Genomic DNA, 15,315 nt, shown 5'->3' with positions numbered 1-15,315 from the left:
GTTTTTTACCTTTAATCTGTTTGTTTATTAACGGGCTGTCGAATTGCTTCAACTAACGCATTAAATTCAGTTTCGGTTTCCGGTAAAGGCTTTTTATCCCTACCAGCCACAGTGATTTCAGTTGATTTTGCTTCGTTCGAATCGTCGGATTGTTTGCTTCGAATGTTTACCCAAATGCGTTTCTGGCGCACATAGAACAAAAAGAAAACACCGATTATAAGCATTGCACTACCAAAATAAACCACATCTTTACCAGGTGATTTAGTGATTTGGAGGCCGGTTGCTTGAATTTGTTTGAATGATTTCATTTCAAAATACATCGGCGGTCCGAAGTGCGGCAAACTGTTCAAAGCATTTAAAGCATCTTCAAACCAACGTTTGTCGAAATCGGAAATGTCTTGATCTTGAACGACTTTTTTACCTTCTTGTTGTAGAGTGTTCAGGTAAAGACTTTGAAGGGCGAAACTGGTTTGACTGAAGTAGTAGTCGGACACTTTTTCGCGTTCTTCTTTCGGTACGTTTTTATTAACGAATTGAGTAATTCCGTCAAAACCTTTGGATCGGAAAAGACTCAATAATTGTTGCATTAACCTGATCTGCAATTCATAGGTTTTCTCTTCAACCTGATCGGTTTTCGGGAACGATTGAGTCAATATCTTCGCGCTCTCGACCGGATTGTTGACTAGAGCCAGGAATTTGAAGAAACGATCTTTCTGTTTATTACCGTCCGCCGGAATAAACAGGTAACGGAATGGTTCGCTGTTCATGGTGCGCACGCCGGTCATAAAGAACCAACGTCCTTCTTGTAAACTCGGCATCATATAGCTGTCGTATTCCCAAGCCTTACCTTGTTCGTTACGTACTTTGAAGACCATAGAAGGGCCGTTGTTATGGAATTTCTTTCCAGTCGCGGCTTTTTCTTCTTCGGTGGCCGGAACCATGTTAAATAGACGGAAGTCGTTGATTTCAACATTAAAGCGTCCGACAGGCGTTTTTAAAGGTTCGGTTTTGTTAACGGAGGTTTTTAGGTCAATCGCATTTTCAATCGGAGAAAGTAGGGGATGCACTTTTAAGTTTAAGATTGACCCGCCGTCTCCGAAAGAAGATTGGTAAATTGCATAATTTTTATAGTAAAGAGGGTGGTTAACCGCAATGGTTTGGACAATTGGTTTATCCAATTCGGGTGCCGTCAGAATCAAATCGCTTTCGAAAGATTTAGGCATTCCCGTATCGTAATATTCGATGCGGAAATCTTTGACCTCTACCGTGAATGGTAGTTTTTGAACGAGATATCCGTCTTCATAAGGTAAAAACAATACATCGGTTTTTTGTCCTTCAGGGACATTAACCGAACCACGGAAAGAGAGGTTTTCCGGCCCCATCCAAGCGGTTTGCGGTACTTCATCCAAAGAAACCGTACGAGTTTCGGGAATTAAATTTCCGGATAATTCACGGAATTTAAGCAATAAATTACTGTCTAACAAAGCGCCGAGACAAATGACGATTATGGAAATATGAGTAAAGAAATAGCCTAAACGGTTCCATCTTCCTTTCAATCCGGCGACGGTAACACTGCCGTCGTCTCGATGGTGAGTTTTAACTTTATAACCGTTTTTGCTTAACAGCGTTTGGGCGTGTTGCAGTTCGGCTTCCGCACTGTAATTGCTTTCGAAAGTCGTATGATTCGGCTGATGTTGCAGAGCGGTTAGTGAAAGTTTTTCGCTGTATTGTTTGATGTCTTTGATGAAAGTGGGCGTATTGCGGGTGACGCAGACACTGGTTGAAAGCAGTAAAAACAGCAGAACCAGAACAAACCATGCGGCTCCGTAGACGTGAAATAAACCGAGCGAATTAAATACATCCGACCAGAAAGGACCAAACTTGATAATGTAGTCTTGAGTGGTTTCATTCTGTTTTAAAACCGTCCCGATTACCGAAGCGATAGACAACATTACCAATAAGGTAACCGCGAGATTCATCGACCCCAAAAAATCGACAAGAATTTTATTCTTTTTAGGGCTTGGTGGAGGCGTTTTGGAGATTTCTGTTTGAGTCATAAGTTCTGCAATTTTTGATATTTTAAACGGACATGGCAAGCCAATTTAACCGCTAATAAATTATTTAAAAAATAGTGTAGAGTATATACTTATGAAAACCATTGATAAAGTATTAAAGATTCTTCTATGCAACACCCTTTGTATCAAAAAGCTACTTACCTAAAAAGTGTTCCGACTCTTGCTTTATGCCCTGAAGATATCGGGTATGAAGTGGCATTCGCAGGTCGTTCTAATGCGGGTAAATCAAGTGCTTTAAATGTAATTACCTCTCAGAAATCGTTAGCGCGAACCAGTAAAACGCCAGGGCGCACCCAATTAATCAATTTTTTTGAATGTGATCCGGAACGACGTTTAGTCGATTTGCCAGGTTACGGTTTCGCAAAAGTAAATATCAAAATTAAACAAGCTTGGGAAGCCGGGTTGTCGGAGTATATCGAGAAACGTCAGTGTCTTAAGGGGTTGGTTTTGTTGATGGATTGTCGTATGCCGCCGACCGAGATTGATATCGTGATGTTGGACTGGACTCTGGATTTGAAATTGCCGGTGCATATTCTTTTAACTAAATCGGATAAGCTTAAAAAGGGACCGGCCAAGGCCAGTTTGTTGACATTGCAGAAGTTATTGAAAGAAGAGTATCCTCATGCCACGGCACAACTTTTTTCTTCCTTGAAAAAGGAGGGGTTGGTGCAGGCGTGGAATAAATTGGACGAATGGATGGCTTATGAACGTCCGTCTAAAAAAGAGAAAAAAGAGTCGGAATAAGACAAGCGGATTTTTCGATATTAAAAAGGCCTCATAAAGAGGCCTTTTTAATAAATAACGATGGTTAAAGTCGATTTAGAAACGGTAACCGGCTTTGATAGAGTAAGTGCCGTAATCGCCGATTTGGTTATAACCGAGCATAACATCCATAAACAGTAAGTTGACGTTTAAGCCAGCCGACAGTTTCATTAAAGAAAGATTTTCGGTTTTCAGGTTGACGCTCGAGTTGCTATTGGCCACCTCCGGATCAACGCTGGAAAGAACCCAACCGATTCCTGCATAAGGGGTCAAGTTTGCAAAGCCTTTTGATATTCCAAAATCAACGCCGTAGCTATTAAAGTTTAGGGCATCAATACCTGAAGCTTGGGCATAGTTTCCGCTTACGGATACGGCCGGTTGGGTCGTCCCGCCTTCAAGAATGGCGTAACGGACTTCGGCGCTCCAACTTGAAGCGCTACTGTCCGAAAGGATATTGTAGTTAAATCCGATATCAAAACCGCCCGGCAAGCCTTTTAAAGCATGAAGGCTGTACATCGGTAACAGATCTTTATTGCGTTCGGTTTGATTGGAAAGTTTATAGCCGGTTTCTACAAAATTAAGTGACGCGCCGACATCAAATCCCGTAACTCCCATATATTCGGCCGGGAACATGGTTTTATGACCGAAAACATTGGTTACGCTCTCGGCAAACTGTTCAAAATCATTTTGTGAGGCGAAGTTTAACGTTTTAATGTTGTTGTCGGCCAAGCTGTTAAAAGACAGGCCGAATAAAGCGGATGCCAATACAGTTTTATGTAATTTGGAAAGTTGGACGTTCAAAACAGACTCCTAAGTAAAAATTATTATTGGCATAAATATACCGTATCTTTTAAACGATAATGACGATTTTTATTGAAGAATCGTCTCTTGTTTAATAGAAATTAAAAGGGAAATTAATGTGCTTCGTCCCAGTTTTTACCCTGACCGATATCGACGATTAGAGGCACTTTCAACTCTAAAGCCGATTCCATTAATTCCTTAATGTGCGGTTTGACCGCTTCGATCTGGTCTTCCGCGACTTCAAATACCAATTCATCGTGTACCTGCATAATCATTTTGATGTCGAACGGGCAGGTTTTCAGCCAGTTTTCTATGCGAATCATAGCGGTTTTGATGATATCGGCCGCGGTGCCTTGCATCGGTGCGTTGATGGCGGTGCGTTCTGCATACTGGCGGAGTTGGCCGTTACGTGCATTGATGTCGGGCAGGTAAAGGCGACGTCCCATCAGGGTTTCGACGAAACCGTTGGCCTTGGCGTTTTCCTTGGTTGTGTCCATGTAGGTCAAGACGCTGGGATAACGGGCGAAATAAAGGTTGATGTATTCCTGGGCCAGACCTCGGCCGACATTCAGTTGCTTTGCCAGACCGAAAGCGGACATGCCGTAAATCAATCCGAAATTGACTGCTTTTGCGCTACGACGCTGTTCGGAGGTGACCGCATCCAACGGAACGCCGAAAATTTCCGCAGCGGTTGCTTTATGGATGTCTTTACCTTGTGCAAACGCGTTCATTAAACCTTCGTCACCGGAAAGGTGCGCCATGATTCGTAATTCGATCTGCGAGTAGTCGGCAGCGATTAATTGATGGCCGGGTTCAGCAATAAAGGCCTGACGAATACGACGGCCTTCGGTTGAACGAACCGGAATGTTTTGCAGGTTCGGTTCGGTTGAAGACAAACGTCCGGTAGAAGCGACCGCTTGCTGATAGGAAGTATGTACACGACCGGTTTTCGGATTGATCTGTTTAGGCAGAGAATCGGTATAGGTTGATTTAAGCTTGGCCAGACTACGGTATTCGAGAATCAGGTTCGGCATTTCATGGCCTTGTTCAGCCAATTCCGCCAAAACCGGTTCGGCGGTGGAAGGTTGACCTTTAGGGGTCTTTTTGATGGCCGGTAAACCAAGATTTTCAAACAGAATCACCTGTAATTGTTTGGAGGAGTTGAGGTTAAATACTTCTCCTGCAATTAAATGTGCCTGCTGTTCCAGCTGACCGAGTTTTTCGGTGATTTCGACACTCTGGGCAGCCAGCATTTCCGTATCAATTAACACGCCGTTGCGTTCCATGTGCGCAAGAACCGGTAAAAGCGGCATTTCAATATCGGTAAACACCTGTTTTAAGCTGTTTTCTGCTTCCAGTTGCGGCCAAAGTGTTTCATGTAGCTGCAAGGTGATATCGGCATCTTCGGCGGCGTAAGGTGCGGCGGTTTCGATATCGATCTGGTTGAAGGTCAGCTGTTTCTTGCCTTTTCCTGCGATCTCTTCGAAATGAATGGTGCGGTGGTTCAGATATTTCAGCGCCAAATCGTCCATGTTGTGACGGGTGGCGACGCTGTTCAAAGTGTAGGATTCAAGCATGGTATCGAAACGAATACCTTGCAGATCGATATTGTGGTTTTGAAATACATGCCAATCGTACTTGAGGTTTTGACCGCATTTAGCAATATTCGGATTTTCCAGAATCGGTTTGATTTTTTCCAGTACTTTGGCTTGATCAAGTTGTTCGGGAGCCCCTTCGTAATCGTGGGCTAAAGGAATATAGCAGGCATGTCGAACTTCGTTTCCGGTGACCGCAAAGCACAGACCGACGATTGTTGCTTCCATGGTATTAAGCGAGGTGGTTTCCGTATCGACGGCAATTAATTCGGCATTTTGTAAGCGTTCGAGCCATTGATCGAACTGAGCTTGGGTGAATACCGTCTCGTAGGGTTGTGACTCTTTCAGGGAAGATGATGCGGGTTCTGATGACGAAACGGCGGCCTGAACCGGATTCTTTCTAGTTAGGGTTTGGCTGTGCGCTTTGGCTCCGTTCGATTTGGAAAATGGCGCTTCACCCTGCATGACTTGGTTTAGCCAGGTTTTGAACTCGTATTCGGCAAACAGTTCCTGAAGTTTTTCCAGATCCGGCGGCTGACGGTTGATGTCTTGCAGGTGCACCGGTAGATCGCAATCGGTTTTAATGGTGGTCAGCTCACGGGAAAGCGCGAGTTGTTCCAGGTTATTGCGCAGATTTTCACCGATTTTTCCGCCGATGCTGTCGGCGTTTTCAACCAAGCGGTCGATGGTTCCATGAGCGTTTAGCCATTTGACGGCGGTTTTTGGGCCGCATTTTGGAATCCCCGGAATATTGTCCGCGGTATCGCCGACCAAAGCCAAGTAGTCAATAATCTGATCGGCGCGTACACCAAATTTTTCGACGACGGTTTCTGGCGTTGAAAGGCTGTCGTTCATGGTATTGATCAGAGTGACGTGTTCGTTGACCAATTGTGCCATATCCTTATCTCCTGTGGAGATCAGGGTGTCGTGTTTGGCTTCGGTGGCTTGTTGGGCGAGGGTGCCGATGACATCATCGGCCTCGACGCCTTCGATTACCAGAATCGGTAACCCTAATGCCTTGACGATTTCATGCAATGGTGCAATTTGAGAACTGAGTTCTTCCGGCATTGGAGGGCGGTGGGCTTTGTACTCGGTATACAAGTCGAGACGAAAGGTTTTACCTTTGGCGTCAAATACGACCGCCATTTTTTCCGGCTGATATTGGGAGAGTAGTTTTCCCAGCATATTAATAACCCCGAAAATCGCTCCGGTTGCCTGTCCTTTGGAATTGGTCAGTGGCGGCATGGCATGAAAAGCTCGGAACAGATAGGAGGAACCATCCACCAAAATAAAAGGACTCTCCGGATTGGTGATTAGTTGCACATTCGATTGGGTCATTTGTTTGCCTGTTATGGTAAAATTATTGAATCATTTTACCCAATAACGAGACTTTACTCTATGTCTGTCTATACAGTCGTTGAAGAACCCCAGCTTATCGAATTTTTAAAGGATTACGAAGTCGGGACTTTGGAATCCTTTGAAGGCATCAGTGCCGGTATTGAAAACACCAACTATTTTGTGAATACCAGCTTGAATGGGGAAACCAGACGATTTGTACTTACCATCTTTGAACATCACACGTTTGAAGAGTTGCCGTACTTCTTGGATATTATGGCGTTTATGGCGGAACATCAGATTCCTACCGCCCACCCAATCGCAACTCTATCAAACGGTTATTTGAAAGAACTGTACGGTAAACCGGCTGCACTGGTCGAGCGTTTGACCGGTAGCGGCGTGGAAGATCCTTCTGTTGTTCAGTGCGGAGTTATGGGCGAACAGTTGGCCCGTTTTCACCAGGCGGGCGCCGATTTCAAAGAAAATCGTGCCAATGACCGTGATCTGAATTGGATGAAAACCACCTATACGCAAATTGAAAGTTATTTGCCGGAAGACGAAAAGCAAATGATTGCGGAAGAACTGGCTTATCAGTCCGGGATTGATTGGGCACATCTGCCTAAAGGCGTGATTCATGCCGATTTGTTCTGCGATAACGCGTTGTTTGACGGTGATAAGCTGTCGGGCATTATCGATTTGTATTATGCCTGTAATGCGGCATTCCTTTACGATCTGGCGGTCATGGTGAACGATTGGTGTCGTCTGCATACCGAAAATCCGTTAGAGATTCATTTTGACGAAGAACGTGTGGATGCCATGGTCTCGGCGTATCAAAAACAGCGCCCATTAAGCGACGCCGAGCAAAATACTTGGCCGGCGGCATTACGTTTGGCTGCTTTGCGTTTCTTCTTGTCACGTTTGAAAGACAAGCACATTCCTCGAGAAGGTGAGATGACCCAGATTAAGGACCCAAAAGTCTTTAAGCGCGTCTTACGAATTCATCAACAATCCAATTAAATTTAAACCGAGTGAGCCTGCTTAAATTTTAGTCAATTTTTTTGAGTTGCTTAAGAAGGTTTGGTTTAAATGATGTTCAAGCCGATAACAGAAGATGATTATTTAGTGAATAAAAGCAATTTGTTAAAAGCAGTGAGCATTCTGCAGGGTGGTGACGTGGTTGCTTACCCTACCGAAGCGGTCTATGGCTTGGGTTGCGACCCTTTTAATCAGCAAGCAGTGGAAAAACTGTTTCACGTGAAACAGCGCCCGGTGGAGAAAGGGGTGATTCTGGTTGCCGCTTCCGTAGAGCAGATTTTGCCTTATGTGCAGTTGATGCAAATGCCGTGGGAGCAGGAGGTGTTGGCATCTTGGCCGGGCCCTGTGACTTGGGTGTTGCCATTAAAGCAGTCAATGCCGGAGTGGGTTACCGGCGGGCGGGATACCGTGGCGATAAGGGTGTCTGATCATCCAATCGTACAGCAATTGTGTCAGGCGTTTGGGCAGCCGATTGTTTCCACCAGTGCTAATCTCACCAATCAACCTCCGGCCAAGTCGTGTGACGAGGTGGTCGAAATCTTCGGAGAGGAACTGTTTTGTTTGCAAGGCGCACTTGGCGGGTTGGAAAAACCCACCCAGATACGCGATGCGCAAAGCGGGCAGGTTCTTAGATAGCAGAGTGTTTTAGACCGGTTCAGGCCGACGGGTATTAACCCCGTCTGGCTGCAAGATAAAGCGGCTCGACTTTTTTAGCGTATTTTTTCAAGTCCTTGATTCGGGTATCGTGAGACGGATGCGTGCTTAAAATTTCAGGCGTACCGTTACCGTTGGCTTTACTCATTTTTTGCCAGATATCAACCGCTGCATAAGGATTATAGCCGGCACGTGCCGCCAGTTCGACACCCATCCGGTCGGCTTCGGTTTCGTGAGTTCGGCTGTTAGGAAGTGTCAGGGTGACATTTAGAGCCATTGCCGTCAGATCCAAGCTGGGTCCTTGAATGCCGGTGAAAGCTTGCAGAGCGGCTAATCCAACTTGAGTCAATTGAGCCTGAGACGCTCGTTCGCGACCGTGTTCCCGTAATGCGTGTGCCATTTCATGACCCATAATTGCTGCAATTTCATCATCGCTAAGCTTGAGTTTTTGAATGATTCCGGTGTAAAAAGCGATTTTTCCGCCAGGCATACACCAAGCATTTAACTGGTCGGATTTAATCAGGTTAACTTCCCAATCCCAACGGGGTGCATCGCTTCTAAATATACCGGTTTGCGGAATCAAACGATTGGCGACCGACCGAATCCGCTTGAGCATAACCGGATCGGTATTAAGCGTCTTCTTTTCACGCGCTTCTTTCAGGATGGAATCGTAGGCTTGCACCGCACCGGTGTTCATCTCTTGTTCGGAAACCATCATTAATTGCTGGCGCTCGATTCCCACGGCACCTTGTTTGGTGGTTTGAGTACCGACGACACAGGAAGTGAGGGTAAATAAGCTTAAGCTTAGAAAGAGGGGTTTAAGTAATTTCATAGCAATTTATCAGTTTGATCCAAATACTTTTTTAAGCAGTTCCGTGGTTTGTTTAACCGGGTCTTTACGGATACTTTCTTCTTCTTTAGCGAGATATAAAAACATACCGTCCATTCCTTTTTCGGTGACATGGTTCAGTAAGTCGGCTTTTACATCCGGAACAAAAGGCATGCTTTTGTATTGGTCGATGACTTTATCGTAAGCGGCTACGGCACCGACGCTATTAAGTGTATTTTCGATGATCGGACGCATCTTCTGTTTTAAATCATCGCTGGTTTTCGATTTAAGGTACTGGGTTGCCGAGTCTTGCGGACCATTATAGATGGTTTGTACATCGGCAAAAGTCATGCCTTGGATGGCTTTAAGGAAAAGATCCTTGGCTTCCGGGGTAGCGGCTTCGGCTGCACGGTTGAGTTTGAGTTCTAGGTCATCCATTAAGTTTCCCATCCCGACTTGACCGAGCAGGGATTGCACTTTTTTCAGGCTGTCGGGGAGCGGGATATGAATCGCCTTATCGGCATTAAAGCCGTCTTTTAAGCTAAGTTGTTTGACGACCGCTTCCGACCCTTGGCTGAGAGCTTGTTTAAACGCCTTGCTCAACTCTTCACTTGATAAGCTTGAGGTTGCTGTGGTGGTTGTTTCGGCCGGTGTTTCGGTTTGCGTACCTTTTAACAGTTCCAAACCTTGCTCCCACCAACTGCTTTGGGCAACGGTACAGTAGCTTAATAATAGAACCGCAAAAGTTGCACTATAGGTTTTTTGTAGCGTCATTGCATTACCTCAAAATGGACGGGTCAAGAAAAGTTCTGACACCATAAGCGATAATCATAGTTTTTCGAATGCTTGAATACAAGTTAAGTTGATCGCTTTGTGGGTTTTTACGCTGCCGGGAATTCCTTATGAATATGCCTGTTTTCAGGTTAAAATAAACCTTAATTGTAACGAATAAAACGATGGAAGAAGAGTCATGGCAGACACTCAAGTGAATATTGAAGCGGTTAAGAAGTACCTTTTAAGCCTACAGGATGATATTTGTCAGCAGTTGGCGGAAGAGGACGGGTCTGCCGAGTTTATCGTTGACGAATGGCAGCGAGAAGAAGACGAAGGGATAATGGGATTGACCGGTGGCGGTCGCACACGCGTTCTTGAAGGCGGCGAAGTGATCGAGAAGGGCGGCGTCAACTTCTCTCATGTGCGCGGTAAAACATTGCCCGCTTCGGCAACGGCACACCGTCCTGAATTGGCCGGTCGTTCCTTTCAAGCATTAGGTGTTTCTTTGGTGATTCACCCGCGTAATCCTTATGTACCGACTTCACATGCGAATGTACGTTTGTTTATTGCCGAGAAAGAGGGTGAAGCACCGGTTTGGTGGTTTGGCGGCGGATTCGATTTGACGCCTTATTATCCATACGAAGAAGATGTGGTCTATTGGCATTCACAGTCAAAAGACGCTTGCGATCCATTTGGAGAAGAGATTTATCCCAAGTATAAGAAATGGTGCGACGAGTATTTTTATTTGAAACATCGTAACGAGACCCGCGGTGTTGGAGGATTGTTTTTCGACGATTTGAATTCGGATACGTTTGGTTGGGATTTTGAAAAATGTTTCGCTTTTATGCAGTCGGTCGGAGACCACTTCATTAAAGCTTACCGTCCGATTGTCGGTCGTCGCAAGTCGGTTGAATACGGCGAACGTCAACGTGATTTCCAATTGTATCGACGCGGTCGTTATGCCGAATTCAATTTGGCGTTTGACCGCGGAACGATCTTCGGGCTTCAGACGGGCGGACGCACCGAATCGATTTTGATGTCGATGCCGCCAATGGCGACCTGGAAATATAACTATCAGCCTGAGCCGGGAACCGAAGAGGCAAAACTTTATGCTTATTTGACTCCGAAAGACTGGCTGGCATAACGTTTCGATATGGATAAGTTACGAGTTGATAAATGGCTGTGGGCAGCCCGGTTTTTCAAAACCCGGGGAGTGGCTCTGGATGCCGTTAAAGGCGGAAAGATCGAGTTGAACGGCCATAAGCCGAAACCGAGTAAAACCTTGTCGGAAGGGGATAAGCTTAAGATCACTCAGCCGCACAGGCAGGTTGAAGTCACGGTGTTAATCGTCAGTGATAAGCGCGGTTCGGCCGAACAGGCGCAGGCGCTTTATCAAGTGGATAATGAAGTGCTCAATCAGCGTAAACCGACGGCCGATATGGCATTGGTCGGTTATCGTGAAAAAGGTTCTGGACGACCGACCAAGCGCGATCGCCGTAAGATCGATTCATTGGACTTTTAAACCATTCTTTTTTCAGTATAAACGCTTATTCATATTTGGCCGATATTTCCACATAATGGGCATTCGATATTTTCAAACCAATGGAATGATGAAATGAAAAAAGCGATTCGAGTTTCTTTGTTAGCGGCAACCACGCTAGCGTTATCCGTCGATGCCCAGGCATCCGGTGTAGACGGAGTAGGTGTGGGTGTTAATTACGGTTTATTCGCAGGTCCGACATTCGAATTGAATTATGCGATCAACAACCAATTACAGATTCGCGGTGCTTTATCATCCGGTATGACTTTGAGTGAAACCACCAAGGATACCGATATTGAATATGATGTCGAATCCGATGGCGGCATTAACCGTTTGGCATTGGATTATCATCCGTTTGGCGGTTCGTTTTTCTTATCGGCAGGTTATGCGGTGAACAACTTTAAATTGTCGGCTTTAGGGACCACCTCTGCAGGTCAGTCGGTCACAATCGGTGATACCACTTATGACGTCGATGCCAATGTCGCTCTTAACGGCCAGCTTGATTGGGATAACGGAGCGACATTGAGTCTGGGCTGGGGCCATTCTCCTGCTAAAGGCTGGGGTGCTATGGTAGAAATCGGTGCCATCTTTACCGGAACGCCAACAGTTTCTTTAAGCGGTACCGGTACGGTTGACGCCAACGACGGAAACGGTCCTCAGGATGTCTCTTCGAGTCAGTTGGTTCAGGACGCTTTAAATAAGGAAGCGGATAAAATTCAAAAAGACGTGGGTGACTATACCTTTCTGCCTATATTGCAAGCCGGTGTGACTTATCGTTTTTAAGCAACCGAATTGATTCAAGTCTTTATTTAAAACCCCGCTTTTAAGTCGGGGTTTTTTTATGTCATTCATTTAATGGTTTTGGTGATTATCAGTAAAAATGTGTAAACTGGATTCCATGTTGTGCGTCCGGTCTACAAAGGAGTGATAATGGTCACATATACGGTTGTCTATGATGCCGGGAAAACCGAAATTTTTGAACAGGAAATCAAGCCGTTTTTAGCGGAAATGGACTGTAATTTTGTCGCTTTCGATCTTAAATCATTTCCGGAGTTAGATCCTCAAACCCGGGTTCTGGTTTGGTTGGGTGATGAAGATTTGTATCGATTTCTTCCGCACGCTTCAGAGCAACAGTGGTGGATCGGGTTTTTGCCTCATCCCGATATGAATCGGGTTTATCGTTCGTTTGATGTTCCTCAAAAGGCCGCAGATGCGATTGCCGATATTGTGGCTTCGGAAGCGCCAGTCAGCGCCGATTTGATGTATTGTAACGGGCAATTGGTTCTTAGTTCCGTGATGCTGGGCAACCCGGTGACGATGATTCCCGCGGCACGGGTGGATGAAAGTATCTGGAGTAAATTAACCCAATTGGTGGTGCTCGCTTTCAATTTGAGTAAAACCTGCCTTCTTCCTTATAAACTCGAAACCGCCAAACAGAGTGTGATCAGTACGGCCGCTCTGGGTATCACCATTGTGTATCGTCCCAGCAACAGCAGTTTTACCAAGCGTGTCGTGGGAGAAACCACGGAAGACGAGGCGAGTTTGAATGCGGTTATTCTAGCGCCGCGAAGTATTTCAGAAGTGGTGCATTTTTTATTGACCCGCGTGTTGCCCAAAACGGTCCGTAAAGCGTCGCTCTCGGATTATTTGGGGCACGTTAAAACCACCGACTTGACGGTCAGCAGCCAAACCAATATCGATTACAGTGTGGACGGAAATTTTTTGAGTGCGGAAAAAATCGAGGTTTCCGTACAGAGCGACGCTTTATCGGTTTTAAGCAGCCGTTTGCCTAAGAAACTCGATATTTGCGAACATAAAGAGTCCATTAGAGTCAGCGGCTTGCCAAAAGGCCAAGCGATCAATGAGGTGATCAACCGCCCGCTTCACTGGATTCATCACACCGATCAGGAAGAGGTTAAGGAGACTTTCGTTTCCTTAAAGGAAAATGCCCGAATTTCCGAATCTTATCTGGTTTTGATGGTGTTAGCGACGATGTTGGCGACGTTCGGACTGTTTGCCAATTCCGCACCGGTGATTATCGGGGCGATGATTTTAGCGCCTTTGATGTCGCCGATCATTTCACTTTCGATGGGGGTGTTACGGCAAAATGCCGAATTAGTCACCGTCAGTGCCAAGACGTTGTCTACAGGGGTATTATTGGCGCTGTTTTTCGGTACGTTGCTGACGTTGTTCACGCCCTTACATACCATCAATCATGAAATCGGCGCGCGTTTAAGTCCGACGATTCTGGATTTAGGTGTCGCAATCATTTCGGGTATTGCCGGAGCTTACGCGAGCGCCCGTTCCGAGGTGGCAAAAAGCTTGGCTGGTGTGGCAATTGCCGTTGCTTTGGTTCCGCCTTTGGCGGTTTCCGGGATCGGAATCGGCTGGATGGATTTAGATGTCTTCTGGGGCGCTTTTTTATTGTTTATGACTAACCTGGTCGGTATTGTCCTGGCCGGATCGGCAACCTTTTTGATTATGGGGTACAGCCCGTTCCATTTAGCTAAAAAGGGAATTCTGCTGTCTTTGGCGTTCGTTGTATTGGTGAGTATGCCTTTGGTGCTGTCGTTCACAAAAATGGTTGAAGAGCAGGGTGTGGTCTATGCTTTGGAAGGCTGGAAAACAGAAGGAATAGAGGTTAAGGACGTCAAGATTCGTAGCGGTGATCCGATGTATGTATCGGTCAAGCTGCTTTCCGATAGGTCTCTTCAGGGAGATCAGATCGATAGGGTAAAACGAAAAATGGAAGACTTATTGGGACATGAAATTCGTCTGGAAGCGACGGTTGCGGTGGTACGTTGATTCTGGCCGAAGATAAAGAAGATAAACTTTAGGCAATAAAAAACCCGCTTTATGCGGGTTTTTTTAAGCTTAATACAAGGGGTTGTAATTAAGCTTGTCCTAGCGCCGCCATAGCTGCACGTTTTTTAGCGATCAGGTTCTGGATGATTGGAGTCATCATTAGATCCATTGCTTGAACCATGTGAGAACCGTTACAAACTAAAGTATCAGGTCTCTGTAGGAAAGCACCAGGAATCTGTTCCTTGACGGCTTCAAGATCGACGTCTTGGTGGCGTACGTGACAGATGATCAAGGAATCTTCCGGTGCAGGTCCCATTGGTGCGTCAGGAGACATGGTTGAGAACGGATCCGACGTATCGATCAACGGTACACGGTGGAAATTGATGTGTGTACGGTGGAACTGAGGAACGATTGTTTCGATGTAGTCAGGCATACGCTCAAGAATGACGTCACGAACCTGCTGAACGGAATATGGACGCTCTGAAGTGTCGCGGTAGATTTTCTGCATCCATTCGATGTTGATGGACGGAGCTACACCGATACCCAAGTCGACATACTGAGCGACGTTGTGCATACCTTCTTCCGGACCGTGATCCATACGCTTAACCATACCGTGAAGACCTTCGTAGAATAAAACGTCAGTTCCTTCAGGAATTGGTTCCCAAGGTGTGAATTCACCGGATGAGAAGTTGGTGCCTAGACGAGCATTATGTTCTGCAGCTTCTTCGTCGCTGTGGATATAGTAACGACGTTTACCTGTACCGTTTTCTTTATATTCTTTGAAAAGCGCTTCAAGTTCACCGAATTCATTGGCATATTCCGAGAAGTGAGTCAGAACCGGACCACCGTTCTCTTTGGATTCAGCCACTTTCTCTTTCATTTCCGCACGGTTGTACTTGTGGTAGCTGTCACCTTCGATGATCGCAACGTTTAAGTTTTCACGATCGAAGATTTTTTCTACGGCACGTTTTACGAAAGACGTACCAGCACCGGATGAACCTGTAACGGTTACAATTGGATGTTCTACTGACATAACACAGTCTCCTAAATTAACGAAAATGACCGGGCTTGGTCATTTAAAAGTATTAATATTTTTATAGCTTTAGACTA

13 protein-coding genes are annotated in these 15,315 nt (G+C 45.7%); 7 read left to right on the top strand and 6 right to left on the bottom strand.

Going from position 1 to position 15,315, the window contains the following annotated elements:
• Positions 1-11 precede the first annotated feature (11 nt).
• Positions 12-2,057, bottom strand: a complete 2,046-nt coding sequence (locus ABY044_RS04330) for a cytochrome c biogenesis protein ResB (RefSeq protein WP_373018534.1) — start codon at positions 2,055-2,057, stop codon at positions 12-14.
• A 126-nt stretch (positions 2,058-2,183) separates the two neighbouring features.
• Between ABY044_RS04330 and yihA the strand changes: the two genes are divergently transcribed.
• Positions 2,184-2,819 (top strand): ribosome biogenesis GTP-binding protein YihA/YsxC, encoded by a 636-nt coding sequence (yihA, locus tag ABY044_RS04325; protein WP_373018532.1) that lies wholly within the window; start codon positions 2,184-2,186, stop codon positions 2,817-2,819.
• A 75-nt stretch (positions 2,820-2,894) separates the two neighbouring features.
• Here the strand turns inward: yihA and ABY044_RS04320 are convergent, their stop codons facing one another.
• Together ABY044_RS04320 and polA are read right to left on the bottom strand one after the other, a co-directional pair.
• Positions 2,895-3,638 carry a hypothetical protein gene (locus ABY044_RS04320; RefSeq protein WP_373018530.1) on the bottom strand — a complete coding sequence of 248 codons (744 nt, stop codon included), beginning with the start codon at positions 3,636-3,638 and terminating at the stop codon, positions 2,895-2,897.
• Between the two features lie 113 nt (positions 3,639-3,751).
• The gene (gene polA, locus ABY044_RS04315; protein WP_373018528.1) at positions 3,752-6,571 is read right to left on the bottom strand and encodes a DNA polymerase I; all 2,820 of its coding nucleotides are present in this window, start codon (positions 6,569-6,571) and stop codon (positions 3,752-3,754) included.
• Between the two features lie 60 nt (positions 6,572-6,631).
• On the opposite strand from polA, the gene ABY044_RS04310 reads away from it, so the two are divergent.
• Both ABY044_RS04310 and ABY044_RS04305 read left to right on the top strand, forming a co-directional pair.
• Positions 6,632-7,585, top strand: a complete 954-nt coding sequence (locus ABY044_RS04310; RefSeq protein ID WP_373018526.1) for a homoserine kinase — start codon at positions 6,632-6,634, stop codon at positions 7,583-7,585.
• A gap of 105 nt (positions 7,586-7,690) precedes the next feature.
• Positions 7,691-8,239, top strand: coding sequence for an L-threonylcarbamoyladenylate synthase (locus tag ABY044_RS04305; protein WP_373018524.1), 549 nt, complete (start codon positions 7,691-7,693; stop codon positions 8,237-8,239).
• 34 nt (positions 8,240-8,273) lie between these two features.
• Here ABY044_RS04305 and ABY044_RS04300 read toward each other — a convergent pair whose 3' ends face one another.
• Both ABY044_RS04300 and ABY044_RS04295 read right to left on the bottom strand, forming a co-directional pair.
• Positions 8,274-9,089 carry a M48 family metallopeptidase gene (locus ABY044_RS04300; protein ID WP_373018522.1) on the bottom strand — a complete coding sequence of 272 codons (816 nt, stop codon included), beginning with the start codon at positions 9,087-9,089 and terminating at the stop codon, positions 8,274-8,276.
• A gap of 9 nt (positions 9,090-9,098) precedes the next feature.
• Positions 9,099-9,860, bottom strand: coding sequence for a DUF4197 domain-containing protein (locus ABY044_RS04295; RefSeq protein ID WP_373018520.1), 762 nt, complete (start codon positions 9,858-9,860; stop codon positions 9,099-9,101).
• Positions 9,861-10,056: 196 nt separating this feature from the next.
• Between ABY044_RS04295 and hemF the strand changes: the two genes are divergently transcribed.
• The 4 genes from hemF (at position 10,057) to ABY044_RS04275 (ending at position 14,205) form a co-directional block, all read left to right on the top strand.
• The gene (gene hemF, locus ABY044_RS04290; protein WP_373018518.1) at positions 10,057-11,004 is read left to right on the top strand and encodes an oxygen-dependent coproporphyrinogen oxidase; all 948 of its coding nucleotides are present in this window, start codon (positions 10,057-10,059) and stop codon (positions 11,002-11,004) included.
• 9 nt (positions 11,005-11,013) lie between these two features.
• Complete coding sequence (locus tag ABY044_RS04285; RefSeq protein ID WP_373018516.1) at positions 11,014-11,382, top strand: RNA-binding S4 domain-containing protein; 369 nt, start codon at positions 11,014-11,016, stop codon at positions 11,380-11,382.
• Positions 11,383-11,475: 93 nt separating this feature from the next.
• Positions 11,476-12,183 carry a hypothetical protein gene (locus ABY044_RS04280; protein WP_373018514.1) on the top strand — a complete coding sequence of 236 codons (708 nt, stop codon included), beginning with the start codon at positions 11,476-11,478 and terminating at the stop codon, positions 12,181-12,183.
• Between the two features lie 147 nt (positions 12,184-12,330).
• Complete coding sequence (locus ABY044_RS04275; protein ID WP_373018512.1) at positions 12,331-14,205, top strand: TIGR00341 family protein; 1,875 nt, start codon at positions 12,331-12,333, stop codon at positions 14,203-14,205.
• A gap of 88 nt (positions 14,206-14,293) precedes the next feature.
• Here the strand turns inward: ABY044_RS04275 and ABY044_RS04270 are convergent, their stop codons facing one another.
• On the bottom strand, positions 14,294-15,238 hold the full coding sequence (locus ABY044_RS04270; protein WP_373018510.1) for a phosphoribulokinase: 945 nt from the start codon (positions 15,236-15,238) through the stop codon (positions 14,294-14,296).
• Between the last annotated feature and the right edge of the window lie 77 nt (positions 15,239-15,315).

Source organism: Thiomicrorhabdus sp. (assembly GCF_041583835.1).
Taxonomy (GTDB): domain Bacteria; phylum Pseudomonadota; class Gammaproteobacteria; order Thiomicrospirales; family Thiomicrospiraceae; genus Thiomicrorhabdus.
The sequence above is the reverse complement of the archived record's forward strand: the minus strand, read 5'-3'. Positions and strand labels throughout refer to the sequence as shown.